The following is a 15,187-nucleotide window of genomic DNA, read 5'->3' on the forward strand; positions in this document are numbered from 1 at the left end:
GACCATGAGCAATTCCAAGAATCTGATCGATACCGAACAGCGCCTGGGCGCCCACAACTACAAGCCGCTCGATGTCGTGCTGACCCGGGGCGAAGGTGTCTATGTCTGGGATACGGACGGCAAGCAGTATCTTGATTGCCTATCGGCCTATTCCGCAGTCAACCAAGGGCATTGCCACCCCAAGATCCTGGCGGCAATGGTCGAGCAGGCCGGCAAGCTGACGCTGACCTCGCGTGCCTTCCGCAACGACCAGCTCGCGCATCTCTACGAGGAACTCGCGGCGCTGACAGGCTCGCATAAGATCCTGCCGATGAACTCGGGCGCCGAGGCTGTCGAAACCGCCATCAAGGCTGTGCGGAAGTGGGGCTACGAGGTGAAGGGCGTGCCTGAGGGCAAGGCCGAGATCATCGTTTGCGCCGACAATTTCCATGGCCGCACGCTAAGCATAATCAGCTTCTCGACCGACCCCGACGCCCGTACCGGCTTTGGCCCCTACACGCCCGGCTTCCGGACAATACCTTTCGGCGACGCCGACGCATTCGCTGCCTCCATCAACGAGAACACGGTCGCAGCGCTGATCGAGCCGATCCAGGGCGAGGCCGGTGTCATCATCCCGCCGTCAGGTTACTTCAAGCGCGTGCGCGAACTCTGCACCGAAAACAAGGTGACTCTGATCCTTGACGAGATCCAGACTGGCCTCGGACGCACCGGCAAGCTATTGGCCGAAGAGCACGAGGGAATCGAGGCCGACGTCACCCTGATCGGCAAGGCGCTCTCCGGCGGCTTCTATCCGGTTTCAGCGGTGCTTTCCAATTCCGAGGTGCTTGGTGTTCTGAAGCCTGGGCAACATGGCTCGACATTCGGCGGCAACCCGCTTGCCTGCGCCGTGGCGCGCGCCGCGCTCAAGGTGCTGACCGAAGAAGGCATGATCGAGAACGCCGAAAAGATGGGCAACTATTTCCTGGAAGGGCTGCGCTCCATCCGCTCCAACATCGTCAAGGACGTGCGCGGTCGCGGACTGATGATGGCGGTCGAGCTCGTGCCGGAAGCCGGCGGCGCCCGCCAGTATTGCTACACCCTCAAGGATCGCGGCCTACTCGCCAAGGACACCCACGAGAACACGATCCGCCTCGCCCCGCCGCTGGTCATCACCAAGAGCCAGGTCGACTGGGCCGTCGAGCAGATCGAGAAGACCCTCGCCTGAGGCAGCGAACGGACAATGCGGCGGGAAGGTCATCCCGCCGTTTCCACGTAGCTTCTCCTCATTCCGAGATCCAACCCAACCGAGCGCCTGACCAGAAATCAGCTGCCTCAGTTTAGATTTGGGCAACACTCTTTCGTTAAGGTCCGGAGTAACCGTATCGTTAATCCTTCCTCGGGAGACACGCGCGGTTTGAAGGCAAAGTCCATCCGCGCCAATGGTGGCGCGGTTGCTTCTGCCCTGGCTTTTGACGGTTGGGACAATACTCATGGCTACGATCAATTCCACGAACTTCAGCGGCGATACGCTGGAGATCATTGCCTTCAGACTGCACGATCAGGAATTCTGCGTTAAGACGACGACAATTCGCGAAATCCGCGGCTGGGCACCATCGACACCGATTCCGCATGCGCCGGCGGACGTCATCGGCGTCATGAACCTCCGCGGCTCCGTCATCCCGATCATCGACCTCGCGTTCAAGCTCGGCATGAAGAGCACCGTGGCCAACGAGCGCAGCGCCATTGTCGTGGCCGAGGTCCACAACATGGTCATCGGCATGCTGGTCGATCGCGTCTCGGATATCCTGACGATCTCTTCCAGCCAGGTGCAGCCGGTTCCGGAAGTCACAGCGTCCTTTGACCGGGCTTATTGCGAAGGTATCATCGCCTCCGAAAATGGCATGATCTGCTTCCTCAACCTCGCCAAGATGTTCAAGGAAAGCGAAACCGACGAGCTCGCCGCCTGACACCATCACTGGACCCAAAGATAAAAGCCCCTCTTCGAGAGGGGCTTTTTGTTGACAGATACAATCATTATAAGAAATCGATCACAAGTTCTACTGTAGAACGAATATTAAATTCGCTATTTCTTATACATATCTCATTAACCGCCCCCACTTCATCATCGGTTGTGAAGTCGCTGGTTATTCTCCCTCTATAGTAGGCGCCGCAGGACGGATCGGTCTCCCTTGTGTATCCCTTGAGGTTAATGTGCCCGCGAGCTTCTTCACTGGCTGACGCCGAAATCGGCGCCTGCATCACGAGGGATGGGGAATGTTCGGTCTATCGCCTGATTCTAAGTATGTTCTTGATGCCATTTCGAAGTCACAGGCCATCATCGAGTTCGACCTGAAGGGCAACGTACTCGCGGCCAATGAGAATTTCTGTGGTGCGCTTGGCTACAGCCTACCGGAGATCGTCGGCAAACATCACAGCATGTTCTGTGATCCAGCTTACACCGCCACTGCGGAATACCGCGAATTCTGGGCCCGTCTCGGCCGTGGCGAATATGATGCCGGCGCCTACAAGCGGCTTGCGAAGGGTGCCCGCGAAATCTGGATCCAAGCCTCCTACAACCCGGTCTTCAAGTACGGCAGGCCCTACAAGGTCGTCAAGTTCGCGGCTGATATCACGGACGTGAAGAAGAAGTCCATCGACGATGCGGGCAAGCTGGATGCCATTTCGCGGTCTCAGGCTGCCATCGAATTTACCCCTACCGGCGAAATCCTGACGGCAAACGAGAACTTTTGCAGTGCGATGGGTTACTCGCTCACTGAGATCACCGGCAAGCATCACGGCATGTTCTGTGACCCGGCGTATACCCGGACGGAGGAATACGCAAACTTCTGGCGCCGTCTCGCACAGGGCGAGTTCATCTCCAACGAATTCGTTCGTTACGGCAAGGGCGGCAAGGAAATCTGGATCCAGGCAGCCTATAACCCAATCAAGGACGCAAACGGCAAGGTCTACAAGGTCGTGAAGTTTGCGACCGACGTAACCCAACGAATGAGCGCGATTAGCCAGCTCGGCGAAGCGCTGCGCCATCTCTCCGAAGGCGATCTGACGAAAACGGTCGACTTGCCCTTCGTGCCGTCGATGGAACAGCTTCGCCATGACTTCAACGCGACTGTCATCAAGCTCGCCGAGACCGTGAAGACCATCGGCGAAAGCGTCCATGCGATTGCCGCCGGCTCCCGTGAGATCGGTTCCGCCGCCGATTCGTTTTCAAAGCGTACGGAACAGCAGGCCTCATCGATTGAGGAAACCGCTGCGGCGCTCGAAGAGATCACCACCACGGTCAATGACTCCAGCCACCGCGCCGACGAAGCTGGGAAACTGGTTGCCAAGACGAAGCAGGGTGCCGAACAATCCGGCCTGGTTGTCCGCAATGCCGTCTCTGCCATGGACCAGATCGAGCAATCTTCACGTGAGATCACCAATATCATCGGCGTGATCGACGACATTGCTTTCCAAACCAATCTCCTGGCGCTGAACGCGGGCGTCGAAGCAGCCCGCGCCGGTGAGGCTGGCAAGGGCTTTGCCGTCGTCGCTCAGGAAGTCCGCGAACTCGCGCAACGCTCGGCAAGTGCGGCAAAGGAGATCAAGTCCCTGATCACGACGTCAAGTGAGCTGGTGAGAAACGGCGTCAATCTGGTCGGCGAGACCGGAAAGGCGTTGGAGACGATCGTGGCGCAGGTTGGCGATATCAACGTGAATGTGGCAGCGATCGTCGAAGGCTCCAAAGAGCAGGCGACCGGTCTCAAGGAAATTAATCAGGCCGTTAATTCCATGGACCAAGCAACACAAAAGAATGCAGCCATGGTCGAAGAGAGCACGGCAGCAAGCCACAAGCTGGCTGGCGAAGCGGAGGCACTGCGCCGGCTGCTGGCTCAATTCCGCCTTGACGAAGCCCATAGTCCAAGGACCGTGCAGAAACATCCGGCCTCTCCGGCACGTCATCTGATCGCTCGCGTTGCCAAGGCGCATGGGGCCGCCCTTCCGGCCGTCGGCAGCTGGGAAGAATTCTAGATCACCCAAAACGCTCGATTAAAAACGGCCGGCAGCGAAACTCGCTGCCGGCTGTTCTGCACCCACCGAAGCACTCTAGTGCGATACTGTCGCCGCAGCCTCGGGGCGTTTGATCAAAGGGGCGGCCTGCACGACGAGCGGATTGAGGCCATGGCTTTCCCGTTCCATGATCTCGAACAGTTGCCGCCGCATGCGCGGCTCCCAGAATTTGTTGATATGCGTCGCCACACCCTCCGCGGCTTCGCTCTCCGGCTGGCTCTTGAAGAACGTCGCGATCTGATTGGCCATATAAACCAGTTTGGACTGCGTATCATGCGACATCGGAGATGGTTCCCGGTTGGATGCGCTGTGGATGCGTGAAAACTTCGAAATCCTCGCCGCGCACCAAGGCGACGAGGGTCATGCCGGCCTCATCGGCCGTTCGGATGGCAAGCGCGGTCGGTGCCGAGATAGCCACGAGCACCGGACTGCCGAGGATGGCCGCCTTCTGCACCATCTCGACGGACAGACGGCTGGTGACGGCGACGATGCCCTCAGCTCCCGGCTGCGGTTGGGCAATCACCGCGCCGCAAAGCTTGTCGAGTGCATTGTGACGACCGACATCTTCGCGCACCGCAAGTAGTCCCTTGCCCGGCACGTAGAAGCCGGCTCCATGTACCGCGCGCGTTTCGCGATGCAGCGGCTGTGCGCCATTCAGCAGCGAAACGGATTCGATGATGTCTCGATGGGTAATCTTAAGAGGGACTGCCGCCACATCGGGCACCTTGCGAACAGCCTGTTCGATCGACTCTATGCCGCAGAGGCCGCAGCCGACCGGTCCGGCCATGCTGCGTCTCCGTGCTGTCAGTGCCGTAGCGACCTCATCGACCAGCGTGATCTGAACGTCGATGCCCTTATCGCCCGCGACAATCTCGACTCCCGCGATCTGATCGACTTCGGAAATGATCCCCTCGGTGAGGCTGAAACCAATCGCAAAATCCTCGAGGTCCGCAGGTGTTCCCATCATCACCGCATGCGTGCTGCCACCATAGGAAAAGGCGATCGGCACCTCCTCCGGAACGATCCGCTCGCCGGGCGTGACGACACCGCCGCTACAGGCGGTGCGCTTCACGGCAACGCGGTTCGGCCGGTCAATCGTCACTCTGCGGGCTCCAGTTTGCTGACGATCCGACGGCTCTGCCGTGCCTGCTCGTCGTAGTCACGTTGCCAATCGGTCGGGCCGTTCGAGGGCGAAACCTGCACAGCCGTGACCTTGTATTCCGGGCAGTTGGTGGCCCAGTCGGAGAAATCTGTCGTGATGACGTTCGCCTGCGTGTCTGGATGGTGGAAGGTTGTGTAGACGACACCGGGCGCCACGCGATCGGTGATCAGCGCGCGCAGGGTCGTATCGCCCGAGCGGCTCATCAGCTTGATCCAGTCGCCATCGCGAATGCCGCGCTGTTCGGCATCGTGTGCATGGATCTCCAGACGGTCCTCCGGATGCCAGACGACGTTTTCTGTACGGCGCGTCTGCGCGCCAACATTGTACTGACTGAGGATGCGGCCCGTCGTCAGCAGCAGCGGGAAGCGCGGCCCGGTCCGCTCATCGGTTGCAACGTACTCGGTGCGGATGAACTTGCCCTTGCCGCGGACGAAGCCATCGACATGCATGATCGGCGACCCCTCGGGATGCGCTTCGTTGCAGGGCCATTGCACAGAGCCCATCTTGTCGAGATAGTCGTAGGAGACGAGCGCAAAGCTCGGCGTCGTCGCGGCGATCTCGTCCATGATCTCGGAAGGATGCGTGTAGTTCCAACCAAGGCCCATGGCCTGCGCCATCTTCTGCGTGACCTCCCAATCGGCATAGCCGTTGCGGGGGCTCATGACCTTGCGAACGCGGTTGATACGGCGCTCGGCGTTGGTGAACGTCCCATCCTTCTCCAGGAAGCTGGAGCCCGGCAGGAAGACATGCGCGTAGTTCGCCGTCTCGTTCAGGAAGAGGTCGTGAACGACGACGCACTCCATGGCGGCAAGGCCGGCCGCGACGTGCTTCGTATCGGGGTCTGACTGCAGGATATCCTCACCCTGGACGTAGAGGCCCTTGAACGACCCATCGACCGCTGCATCCAGCATGTTCGGAATGCGCAGCCCCGGCTCATTGCTGATCTTGACGCCCCAGAGCTTCTCGAAGATGTCGCGCGTCGCGTCATCGGAGATGTGACGATAGCCGGGCAGTTCGTGCGGGAAGGAGCCCATGTCGCACGAACCCTGAACATTGTTCTGGCCGCGCAGTGGATTCACACCGACGCCGGGACGACCGATATTGCCGGTCACCATCGCAAGGTTGGCGATCGCCATGACAGTTGTCGACCCCTGGCTGTGTTCGGTTACACCGAGACCATAATAGATTGCGCCATTACCGCCCTTGGCATAGAGACGCGCAGCGCCGCGCACGCGATCGGCCGGGACGCCGGTGAATTTCTCCGATGCTTCAGGGCTGTGATGCGGTTCGGCGACGAAACTTGCCCAGTCCTCGAATTCGGACCAGTCGCAACGCTCGCGAATGAAGGCCTCGTTGAACAATCCCTCGGTGACGATGACATGCGCCAGCGACGTCAGGATCGCGACGTTCGTGCCGGGCTTCAACGGTAGATGATAGGACGCCTCGACATGGGGCGAACGCACGATATCGGTGCGGCGCGGATCGATGACGATAAGCTTGGCGCCATGACGCAGCCGCTTCTTCAGGCGCGAGGCAAAGACCGGATGGCCGTCGGTCGGATTAGCGCCAATGATGACGACGACGTCGCTCTGCTCGACGCTGTCGAAGTCCTGCGTGCCGGCGGACGTGCCGAAAGCCTGGCCGAGGCCGTATCCGGTTGGCGAATGGCAGACGCGAGCGCATGTATCGACGTTGTTGTTGCGGAAGCCGGCACGCACCAGCTTCTGAACCAGATAGGTCTCCTCGTTCGTGCAGCGAGACGAGGTGATGCCGCCGACCGAGTCGCGGCCATACTGATACTGGATGCGGCGGAATTCGGAGGCGACATGCGCGAAGGCCTCGTCCCAGCTCACTTCGCGCCAGGGATCGGTGATCTTCTCGCGGATCATCGGATTGAGGATGCGCTCCTTGTGGCTGGAATAGCCATAGGCGAAGCGCCCCTTGACGCAGGAGTGGCCGCGGTTCGCCTGCCCGTCCTTCCAAGGCACCATGCGCACCAGCTCTTCGCCGCGCATCTCCGCCTTGAAGGAGCAGCCGACGCCGCAATAGGCGCAGGTCGTAACGACGGAATGCTCCGGCTGGCCGATCTCGATGACCGACTTTTCGATTAGCGTCGCTGTCGGGCAGGCCTGCACGCAGGCGCCGCAGGAAACGCATTCAGACGAGACGAAATCCTCATGCATGCCGGCCGAAACGCGCGAATCGAAGCCGCGGCCCTCGATGGTCAGTGCGAACGTACCCTGGACTTCCTCGCAGGCGCGCACGCAGCGCGAGCAGACGATACACTTCGCGGGATCGAAGGTGAAATAGGGGTTTGATTCGTCCTTCGGCGCCCATTTGAGATTGAGGTCGCCGTTGTTGCGCGCTTTGACGTGATTGTCGCCATCATAGCCATAGCGCACGTCGCGCAGGCCGACGGCTCCCGCCATGTCCTGCAGCTCGCAATCGCCGTTGGCAGCACAGGTCAGACAGTCGAGCGGATGGTCGGAGATGTAGAGCTCCATCACGCCCTTGCGAACGTCCTTCAGCCGGTTCGTCTGCGTCGAGACCACCATGCCCGGCGCAACGGGCGTCGTGCAGGACGCAGGAAGGCCCGCGCGCCCCTGGATCTCGACCAGACAGAGCCGGCAGGAGCCGAAAGCATCCATCATGTCGGTGGCGCAGAGCTTCGGAATTTCGATACCCGCATCCATCGATGCGCGCATGACGGACGTTCCCTCGGGCACAGTCACCTGGTTGCCGTCGATGGTGAGCGTCACCATCGTTTCGGAGGTCGAGGCCGGCGTGCCGTAATCGGTTTCATGGACGAGAGGCATGGTCTTACTCCGCCGCTTCGATGAGAGGTGTGGGAACGAAATCTTCGGGGAAGTGCGTCATCGCGCTCATGACCGGATAAGGCGTGAAGCCCCCGAGCGCGCAGAGCGACCCGAATTTCATGGTGTTGCAGAGATCGGCAAGCAGCTCGCGATTCTTTTCCGGTTCGATGCCGCGGGCAATCTTGTCCGCCGTTTCGACGCCACGCGTCGAGCCGATGCGGCAAGGCGTGCACTTGCCGCAGCTTTCGACGGCGCAGAATTCCATCGCGAAGCGGGCCTGCTTCAGCATGTCGGCACTTTCGTCGAAGACGACGATCCCGGCGTGGCCGATCAACCCATCCTTCGCCGCGAAAGACTCGTAGTCAAATGGCGTATCGAACAGGGCGCGCGGGAAGTACGCGCCAAGCGGACCGCCGACCTGAACTGCCTTCACCGGCCGCCCGGATGCGGTTCCGCCAGCAATGTCATCGATCAGCTCGCCGAGCGAAATGCCGAATGCGGTCTCGAACAGACCACTATGTTTCACATTGCCGGCGATCTGGATCGGAATGGTGCCGCGTGAGCGGCCAAGGCCGAAGTCGCGGTAGTAGGCTGCTCCCTTGTCCATGATCACGGGCACGGAAGCGAGAGAAATGACATTGTTGATGACGGTTGGACAGTCGAAGAGGCCCTTGTGGGCCGGTAGCGGCGGCTTGGCGCGCACGATGCCGCGCTTGCCTTCAAGGCTGTTCAGGAGCGCCGTCTCCTCGCCACAGACATAAGCGCCCGCGCCGGTGCGGACTTCCATATCGAAGGTCTTGCCCGAGCCCAAAACCGACGTACCGAGGATGCCGGCACTGCGCGCGATATCGATTGCCCGGCTCATCGCCGCGATCGCATGCGGATATTCCGACCGCGTGTAGATGAAGCCCTTGGTGGCGCCCGTCGCAAGGCCGGCAATCGCCATGCCTTCGATCAGCACGAAGGGATCGCCTTCCATGATCATCCGGTCGGCGAAGGTGCCGCTGTCGCCTTCGTCCGCATTGCAGACGATGTATTTGCGCTCGCCAGGCGCGTCGAGCACCGTCTTCCACTTGATACCAGTCGGGAAGCCCGCGCCACCGCGGCCACGCAGGCCGGAATCGGTAACTTCCTTGACGACATCAGTCGGCAGCATCGAAACCGCGCGACGCAGGCCGGCGAGGCCACCGTGAGCCTCGTAGTCATCAAGCGAGAGCGGATCAGTGATGCCGCAGCGGGCAAAGGTCAGGCGTGTCTGGCGCTTGAGGAACGGCAGTTCGGCCACTTCGCCAAGACAGAGGGGATGACCCTCGCCCGTGGCCAAGCCCGCATCGAACAGCGAAACGACATCCTTCACCTTGACGGGACCGTAACCGATGCGCTTTCCGGAGACTTCGACCTCGACCAGCGGCTCCAACCAGTGCATGCCGCGCGAGCCATTGCGCACGATCTTGGCATCGAGGCCACGAGCGGCAATCTGCTCGGCGATCGCTTTAGCGACGCGTTCTGCACCCAGCGCCAGGGCCGCCGCATCACAGGGAACATAGATCCGGACGGTCATCGACGTGCCTCCGAAATCAGCGCCTCGAGATCGGCGGCGTCTACTCGGCCATGTACCTCGCCGTCCATCATCGCGGACGGCGAGCACGAACAGAGCCCAAGACAGAAGACGGGCTCGAGGGTGATCGCTCCGTCAGGCGTCGTGCCGTGCCAGTCGACGCCAAGCAGAACCTTCACGCGCTCGGCCAGCGCGTCGCCACCCATCGATTGGCAGGCTTCTGCACGACAGAGCTTCAGCACATGCCGGCCGGCGGGATGATCGCGATAATCATGATAGAAGCTGACGACACCATGCACCTCGGCGCGCGAAAGGTTCAGCTCGTTCGCGATAACGGGCAGCGCCTCTTGCGGGACATAGCCGAACTCATCCTGAATCTCGTGCAGGATCGGCAGCAACGGCCCTTCGAGATGCTTGAGTTGATCGATGATCGCGATCGTGCGCGTTGCGATATCGCCCTTGGCGACGTGGATGTTCATCAGCAGCCCTCCCACGGCCTGCAAATTGCACGTGGCGACGCTGGGCAGGCGGGCTTTCCTCAGAACCCTATGGCCGACAGAACCGCTCACGTCTGTTCATTATAGAACTTTCTCAGGGATGGACGAAGCGATCAATAATGCTGTTCCGTCAAACGATAGGAGATTCCTATCAGAATTCCGGTTCTTCGGCGAGAATTCGGGCCTCATGCAACAGAGCCGAGACCAACGGCGTGAACGGCTCACGATGCGTCGCAACCAGGCCGACAAGGTGATGCGCTCGCGGCTCGGTGATTGGAATCATCCGTATTTCTGCCGGAAAGCCAAAGGATTTCGCGACATTGCGCGGCATGATGCTCGCCCAGCGCCCAGTACGAACATGGGAAAAGAGCACGATCATCGAGTTTGACTCGAGCGTCGGATGTGCCGTAACACCGGCTTCAGCCAGGTGATGATTGATGATACGGCGGTTCTGCATGTCCGCCGTCAATAGGCAAAGCCGAAGACTACCCACTTCCTTCCAGGTAACGCTATCGCGATCGGACAAAGGGCTGCCGGCGGCGGTAATCAGGTTGTACTGCTCGGCATAGAGCGGCACGCTCGTCACCCGCCCAAGGGGCTCATTCTCCAGATAGGTGATCCCCGCATCAATCTCGAGATTTTCCAGCATGCTGAGCACCTGCAGGGAATTGCGGGAGACGATGGAAAACGTCACATCGGGGTGCCGCTCCTGAAATGGCGTCGTAATGCGCGGCAGCATCGCCAGCGCTGTCGGGATGACGGCGATCTTGATATGGCCTGAAAGCCCCTTGCGCGCCGCCCGCATCTCCTCGCGCATCGTGCGGGCATCGCCGACAATGCGCCGCGCCCATTCGAGCACGCGTTGGCCCTCAGGCGTCAGCCCCTGGAAGCGCGAGCCGCGTTGCACCAGCATCACGCCGAGCTGATCCTCGAGCTGACGAATGGCGGCGGACAACGTCGGCTGCGAAATACCGCATTCCTCGGCTGCGCGGCCGAAATGTTTCTCGTTGGCGAGCGCGATAAAGAATTCCAGCTTGTCGATCATCCGGCCTCCGCGCCGAACTGCGGCACACCGTCATCTTCACGTCCAGCGGACCGGTCCGCAAGGCCGGTTGTCAGTTGTCCTGCTTCCCCGGAAACATCGCCAACAGGAAACGTAGCAGCCCCGTCGTATCGGGATGGGCAACACTGTAATAGATGAGACGTCCGTCCCGGCGGCTGGAGACGAGACCATCCAAACGCAAGCGCGCCAGCTGCTGCGACACCATTGCTTGCTGAATGCCAAGGCTCTCCTCGAGCTCGCCCACAGTCTTCTCTCCCTCCGTCAGAAGGCAGAGAATGATCAGCCGCGTATGATGGGAAAGTGCCTTGAGAAAGTCGCTCGCTTCCCGCGCTCTAGCAGAGAGCTTCTGCAGATCCCGATCGGCCATGCCCGATCCCGGTGTAGGCAAATGCATTCTTTATCTCTGGTTGCATAAACAATATGTATGAAGCGTGACAATAACATATTCGCAGCAACCAGCTGTTTGGATCTGTCAAAATGCCAAAAAAAGTCCCGCCAGCTCAGCAGATCAGCTGGCCACCATTGATCTCAAGCACTTGACCCGTGATGTAACCGGAAAGCGAAGGCGCCGAAAGGAAGAGATAGGCGGGTGCGCAATCTTCCGAGGTGCCCAATCGCTGCAGCGGAATGGTCTTGCGGGTCTGCTCAAGCTTTTCTGCCGACGAATACCGTTGGTGGAAGTCGGTTTCGATCGTTCCCGGTGAAACGCAGTTGACGCGGATGCCGTCCGGCGCGAGCTCCCTTGCTAGCGCCTTCGAATAGGTTGCTACAAATGCCTTCGACGCCGAGTAGATCGCGGAACCGGGGCTGCCGCCCGTCAGCGCCGAAATCGAGACCGTGTTGACAATCGCCGCCTGCTGCGATGCACGTAGCGCCGGCAAAAGAGCTCGCGTTACCTCAACCACCGAGGTCTGGTTCAACCGGACGATCGTCTCGTATTGCTCGTCGGTCAACGCATCGGCGGGAAAGCGTCCGACCATGGTGCCGGCATTGTTGATCAATGCGTGGACGCGATCGAACGTGGCGCGCACCTTTTCAGCGAATCCTGTCGTGCCACCCGGTGTCGAAAAATCGGCTGTAACAAGAAACGCCCGGCGGTCCTCCTCCGCCGTCAGCAAGAAGTCCGGCAAATCACGCTCGGCGCTTCGCCCGAGGTGCACCAGCACGCGGGCGCCGCAATCGAGAAATTGCCGCGCGACTTCGAGGCCAATGCCCCTGCCGCCGCCGGTGACCACCACATTGCGGCTTTCGAACAGCTTGGGGTGAAACATTCATTCCTCCGGGACGCGCCGTCTACGGCTTCCATAGTGTGTTAATACGCAAGGGGAACGTCACTTAGACGTCGTTGGTTTCCAGCAGACGCGGACCCGGCCCATCTTTAGCCAGCCGGTCATACGGATTGCGCAGTGGGCAGCTTTCAACCGAGAGGCAACCACAGCCGATGCAATCCGTCAACCGATCGCGCAGGGCGACGAGCCGATCAATGCGAACATCGAGGTCTTGCTTCCATAGGAGGGACAGGCGCTGCCAATCGCCAGCGGTCGGCGTGCGGCCCTGAGGCAATGTTTCGAAAGCCGCCTGAATCTCCGCCAGGGGGATGCCTACGCGCTGCGCGACCTTGATGATCCCGAGGCGACGAAGCACATCACGGCCGAAGCGGCGCTGGTTGCCACGCGAACGAATACTGGAGATGAGACCCTTCGCTTCGTAGAAATGCAGCGCAGAGACGGCAAGACCGCTGCGCTCCGCGACCTCGCCAACCGTCAGCAGCTTTCGGAACGGATTGGGGGAGCCCTCTTCCATGACATCGACCTCAATGTAACTTGAGGTGTTGTAGCCGAACGTTCGCGTGACCGAAAGGCCATCGGAACACCGGGAGCCAAGGGGTCCCGGAAAACAAAAAGGCGGCCCTAAAAGGCCGCCTCATGACACCGTGACGGGCACGGGTTAGTCTTGGTCGATCACACCCCGAAGGTGCGTCAGTTCCATGATGTAGTGTTCGAGGCGCGACTTGTGCTCGTGATGAACGGCATCTGCGATTTCTCTTTGTGCCGCCTCAATGCGCAGCGTCAGTTCGTCCTTGGAGAGATCCTGAACAATGACGGCAGACTCTGCCAGCAGCGTGCAGCCTGTCGGCAGAATGTCGGCGAAACCGCCGAAAACAACGTAGTCCTGCTTCGAGCCGTTGGCCGAACGAACGCTGACGATGCCTGGCTTGATCGTCGTCATCGTCGGGGCGTGGTTCGCCATAACGGTCATCTCGCCGTCGGTTGCCGGAATGACAACTTCGGTCACCATCTCCGAAAGGAGCAGACGCTCGGGAGATACGAGTTCAAAATTGAAATTGTCAGCCATCAGTGACTTACCTTCTCGGCAGCTTCTGTATCTTGCAAATTGGTCCCGCAGAACGGGCAGTGCACTATCGCTTGATCAAGATACCCAAGACCCTCTTCGGTCTGGATCAATCCCACCACCATCATCATCTTGCCGTCGTCCGATCTGTAGATCGTCGGGGCAGCAGGGGCGGGAAGCTCTGCTGCGACCTCCCGAAGGGCGTCGCAGCAGAAGATCTCGTTGAGAGCGTCGCTCATCAGGCAGCTGCGGACAGCTTCTTGGCCTTCTCGATAGCTTCTTCCATCGAGCCGACCATGTAGAAGGCAGCTTCCGGCAGGTGGTCGTATTCGCCGTTGACCAGGCCCTTGAAGCCCTTGATCGTGTCTTCGAGCGCTACGAGCTTGCCCGGCGAACCGGTGAAGACTTCAGCGACGAAGAACGGCTGCGACAGGAAGCGCTCGATCTTGCGGGCGCGGGCAACGGCCAGCTTGTCCTCTTCGGACAGTTCGTCCATGCCCAGGATCGCGATGATGTCCTGCAGGGCCTTGTAGCGCTGCAGCGTCGACTGAACCTTACGAGCCACTTCGTAGTGCTCTTCGCCGACGACGATCGGGTCGAGCATGCGCGACGTGGAGTCGAGCGGGTCAACGGCCGGGTAGATACCCTTTTCAGCGATCGAGCGCGACAGAACGGTCGTTGCATCAAGGTGGGCGAACGACGTTGCCGGAGCAGGGTCGGTCAAGTCGTCGGCCGGAACGTAAATGGCCTGAACCGAGGTGATCGAGCCCGTCGTCGTGGTCGTGATGCGTTCCTGCATCTGGCCCATGTCGGTGGCGAGCGTCGGCTGGTAACCAACGGCGGAAGGAATACGGCCGAGCAGAGCCGACACTTCCGAACCTGCCTGGGTGAAGCGGAAGATGTTGTCGACGAAGAACAGAACGTCCTGGCCCTTGTCGCGGAAGTCTTCAGCGATCGTCAGACCGGTCAGAGCGACGCGAGCGCGAGCGCCCGGCGGTTCGTTCATCTGGCCATAAACGAGGGCTGCCTTCGAGCCTTCGCCACCGCCATGCTTGTTGACGCCCGACTCGATCATTTCGTGGTAAAGGTCGTTGCCTTCGCGGGTACGTTCACCCACGCCTGCGAAGACCGAGTAACCACCATGCGCCTTGGCGACGTTGTTGATCAGTTCCATGATGAGAACGGTCTTGCCAACGCCCGCGCCGCCGAACAGGCCGATCTTGCCGCCCTTTGCGTAAGGAGCGAGAAGGTCAACGACCTTGATGCCGGTAACGAGGATCTGTGCTTCGGTCGACTGGTCGACGTAGGCAGGCGCATCCTGGTGGATGGCGCGCTTGCCTGATGTAACGAGTGGACCAGCTTCGTCAACCGGCTCGCCGATGACGTTCATGATGCGGCCGAGCGTTTCCGGACCAACCGGAACAGTGATCGGGCCACCGGTGTCGGAAACCGACTGACCGCGAACCAGACCTTCGGTCGAGTCCATGGCGATCGTACGGACTTCGTTTTCACCAAGATGCTGCGCCACTTCGAGCACGAGGCGGTTGCCGCCGTTCGTGGTTTCGAGCGCGTTCAAGATCGCCGGCAGTTCGCCTTCGAAAGCAACGTCCACGACGGCGCCGATAACCTGCGTAACCTTGCCGGCGGAGCCTGCCGCGGCCTTCTTGGGGGTAGCTGCCTTAGCCATCTTCT

At 60.4% G+C, this 15,187-nt stretch carries 15 protein-coding genes; 3 read left to right on the plus strand and 12 right to left on the minus strand.

Features of this window, described 5'->3' with window-relative positions; genetic code table 11:
- Positions 1 to 4 precede the first annotated feature (4 nt).
- The 3 genes from rocD (at position 5) to FHT97_RS16630 (ending at position 4,008) form a co-directional block, all read left to right on the plus strand.
- On the plus strand, positions 5 to 1,204 hold the full coding sequence (rocD, locus tag FHT97_RS16620; protein ID WP_183863681.1) for an ornithine--oxo-acid transaminase: 1,200 nt from the start codon (positions 5 to 7) through the stop codon (positions 1,202 to 1,204).
- 265 nt (positions 1,205 to 1,469) lie between these two features.
- Positions 1,470 to 1,946 carry a chemotaxis protein CheW gene (locus FHT97_RS16625; protein WP_183863682.1) on the plus strand — a complete coding sequence of 159 codons (477 nt, stop codon included), beginning with the start codon at positions 1,470 to 1,472 and terminating at the stop codon, positions 1,944 to 1,946.
- A gap of 307 nt (positions 1,947 to 2,253) precedes the next feature.
- On the plus strand, positions 2,254 to 4,008 hold the full coding sequence (locus FHT97_RS16630; protein ID WP_183863683.1) for a methyl-accepting chemotaxis protein: 1,755 nt from the start codon (positions 2,254 to 2,256) through the stop codon (positions 4,006 to 4,008).
- Positions 4,009 to 4,083: 75 nt separating this feature from the next.
- Here FHT97_RS16630 and FHT97_RS16635 read toward each other — a convergent pair whose 3' ends face one another.
- The 12 genes from FHT97_RS16635 to atpD form a co-directional block, all read right to left on the minus strand.
- Positions 4,084 to 4,329, minus strand: a complete 246-nt coding sequence (locus FHT97_RS16635; protein WP_016556555.1) for a formate dehydrogenase subunit delta — start codon at positions 4,327 to 4,329, stop codon at positions 4,084 to 4,086.
- Positions 4,319 to 5,143, minus strand: coding sequence for a formate dehydrogenase accessory sulfurtransferase FdhD (gene fdhD, locus FHT97_RS16640; protein ID WP_183863823.1), 825 nt, complete (start codon positions 5,141 to 5,143; stop codon positions 4,319 to 4,321). The genes FHT97_RS16635 and fdhD overlap by 11 nt, the downstream gene beginning before the upstream one ends.
- Before the next feature lie 2 nt (positions 5,144 to 5,145).
- A complete protein-coding gene (fdhF, locus tag FHT97_RS16645) occupies positions 5,146 to 8,025 on the minus strand; it encodes a formate dehydrogenase subunit alpha (RefSeq protein ID WP_183863684.1) in 2,880 nt (959 codons plus the stop codon).
- Between the two features lie 4 nt (positions 8,026 to 8,029).
- Complete coding sequence (locus tag FHT97_RS16650) at positions 8,030 to 9,586, minus strand: NADH-quinone oxidoreductase subunit NuoF (RefSeq protein WP_183863685.1); 1,557 nt, start codon at positions 9,584 to 9,586, stop codon at positions 8,030 to 8,032.
- Positions 9,583 to 10,062, minus strand: a complete 480-nt coding sequence (locus tag FHT97_RS16655) for a formate dehydrogenase subunit gamma (protein WP_183755208.1) — start codon at positions 10,060 to 10,062, stop codon at positions 9,583 to 9,585. Before FHT97_RS16655 ends, FHT97_RS16650 begins: the two co-directional genes overlap by 4 nt.
- A gap of 169 nt (positions 10,063 to 10,231) precedes the next feature.
- The gene (locus FHT97_RS16660) at positions 10,232 to 11,125 is read right to left on the minus strand and encodes a LysR family transcriptional regulator (protein ID WP_183755207.1); all 894 of its coding nucleotides are present in this window, start codon (positions 11,123 to 11,125) and stop codon (positions 10,232 to 10,234) included.
- Between the two features lie 70 nt (positions 11,126 to 11,195).
- Positions 11,196 to 11,537 carry a metalloregulator ArsR/SmtB family transcription factor gene (locus tag FHT97_RS16665; RefSeq protein WP_183863686.1) on the minus strand — a complete coding sequence of 114 codons (342 nt, stop codon included), beginning with the start codon at positions 11,535 to 11,537 and terminating at the stop codon, positions 11,196 to 11,198.
- A 106-nt stretch (positions 11,538 to 11,643) separates the two neighbouring features.
- The gene (locus tag FHT97_RS16670; RefSeq protein ID WP_183863687.1) at positions 11,644 to 12,414 is read right to left on the minus strand and encodes an SDR family oxidoreductase; all 771 of its coding nucleotides are present in this window, start codon (positions 12,412 to 12,414) and stop codon (positions 11,644 to 11,646) included.
- Between the two features lie 64 nt (positions 12,415 to 12,478).
- Positions 12,479 to 12,946 (minus strand): redox-sensitive transcriptional activator SoxR, encoded by a 468-nt coding sequence (soxR, locus tag FHT97_RS16675; RefSeq protein WP_016556563.1) that lies wholly within the window; start codon positions 12,944 to 12,946, stop codon positions 12,479 to 12,481.
- 144 nt (positions 12,947 to 13,090) lie between these two features.
- On the minus strand, positions 13,091 to 13,498 hold the full coding sequence (locus tag FHT97_RS16680; RefSeq protein WP_016556564.1) for a F0F1 ATP synthase subunit epsilon: 408 nt from the start codon (positions 13,496 to 13,498) through the stop codon (positions 13,091 to 13,093).
- Complete coding sequence (locus FHT97_RS16685; RefSeq protein ID WP_016556565.1) at positions 13,498 to 13,734, minus strand: hypothetical protein; 237 nt, start codon at positions 13,732 to 13,734, stop codon at positions 13,498 to 13,500. Before FHT97_RS16685 ends, FHT97_RS16680 begins: the two co-directional genes overlap by 1 nt.
- Complete coding sequence (gene atpD / locus FHT97_RS16690) at positions 13,734 to 15,182, minus strand: F0F1 ATP synthase subunit beta (protein ID WP_183863688.1); 1,449 nt, start codon at positions 15,180 to 15,182, stop codon at positions 13,734 to 13,736. The genes FHT97_RS16685 and atpD overlap by 1 nt, the downstream gene beginning before the upstream one ends.
- Positions 15,183 to 15,187 lie beyond the last annotated feature (5 nt).

Origin of the sequence: Rhizobium sp. BK399, assembly GCF_014194695.1 — a bacterium.
Lineage (GTDB): Bacteria > Pseudomonadota > Alphaproteobacteria > Rhizobiales > Rhizobiaceae > Rhizobium.

Excerpts from the sequence above, each read along its gene's own strand:
- rocD (WP_183863681.1), top strand. The coding sequence starts at position 5 with ATGAGCAATTCCAAGAATCTGATCGATACCGAACAGCGCCTGGGCGCC.
- FHT97_RS16625 (WP_183863682.1), top strand. The coding sequence starts at position 1,470 with ATGGCTACGATCAATTCCACGAACTTCAGCGGCGATACGCTGGAGATC.
- FHT97_RS16630 (WP_183863683.1), top strand. The coding sequence starts at position 2,254 with ATGTTCGGTCTATCGCCTGATTCTAAGTATGTTCTTGATGCCATTTCG.
- FHT97_RS16635 (WP_016556555.1), bottom strand. The coding sequence starts at position 4,329 with ATGTCGCATGATACGCAGTCCAAACTGGTTTATATGGCCAATCAGATC.
- fdhF (WP_183863684.1), bottom strand. The coding sequence starts at position 8,025 with ATGCCTCTCGTCCATGAAACCGATTACGGCACGCCGGCCTCGACCTCC.
- FHT97_RS16650 (WP_183863685.1), bottom strand. The coding sequence starts at position 9,586 with ATGACCGTCCGGATCTATGTTCCCTGTGATGCGGCGGCCCTGGCGCTG.
- FHT97_RS16655 (WP_183755208.1), bottom strand. The coding sequence starts at position 10,062 with ATGAACATCCACGTCGCCAAGGGCGATATCGCAACGCGCACGATCGCG.
- FHT97_RS16660 (WP_183755207.1), bottom strand. The coding sequence starts at position 11,125 with ATGATCGACAAGCTGGAATTCTTTATCGCGCTCGCCAACGAGAAACAT.
- FHT97_RS16665 (WP_183863686.1), bottom strand. The coding sequence starts at position 11,537 with ATGCATTTGCCTACACCGGGATCGGGCATGGCCGATCGGGATCTGCAG.
- FHT97_RS16670 (WP_183863687.1), bottom strand. The coding sequence starts at position 12,414 with ATGTTTCACCCCAAGCTGTTCGAAAGCCGCAATGTGGTGGTCACCGGC.
- soxR (WP_016556563.1), bottom strand. The coding sequence starts at position 12,946 with ATGGAAGAGGGCTCCCCCAATCCGTTCCGAAAGCTGCTGACGGTTGGC.
- FHT97_RS16680 (WP_016556564.1), bottom strand. The coding sequence starts at position 13,498 with ATGGCTGACAATTTCAATTTTGAACTCGTATCTCCCGAGCGTCTGCTC.
- FHT97_RS16685 (WP_016556565.1), bottom strand. The coding sequence starts at position 13,734 with ATGAGCGACGCTCTCAACGAGATCTTCTGCTGCGACGCCCTTCGGGAG.
- atpD (WP_183863688.1), bottom strand. The coding sequence starts at position 15,182 with ATGGCTAAGGCAGCTACCCCCAAGAAGGCCGCGGCAGGCTCCGCCGGC.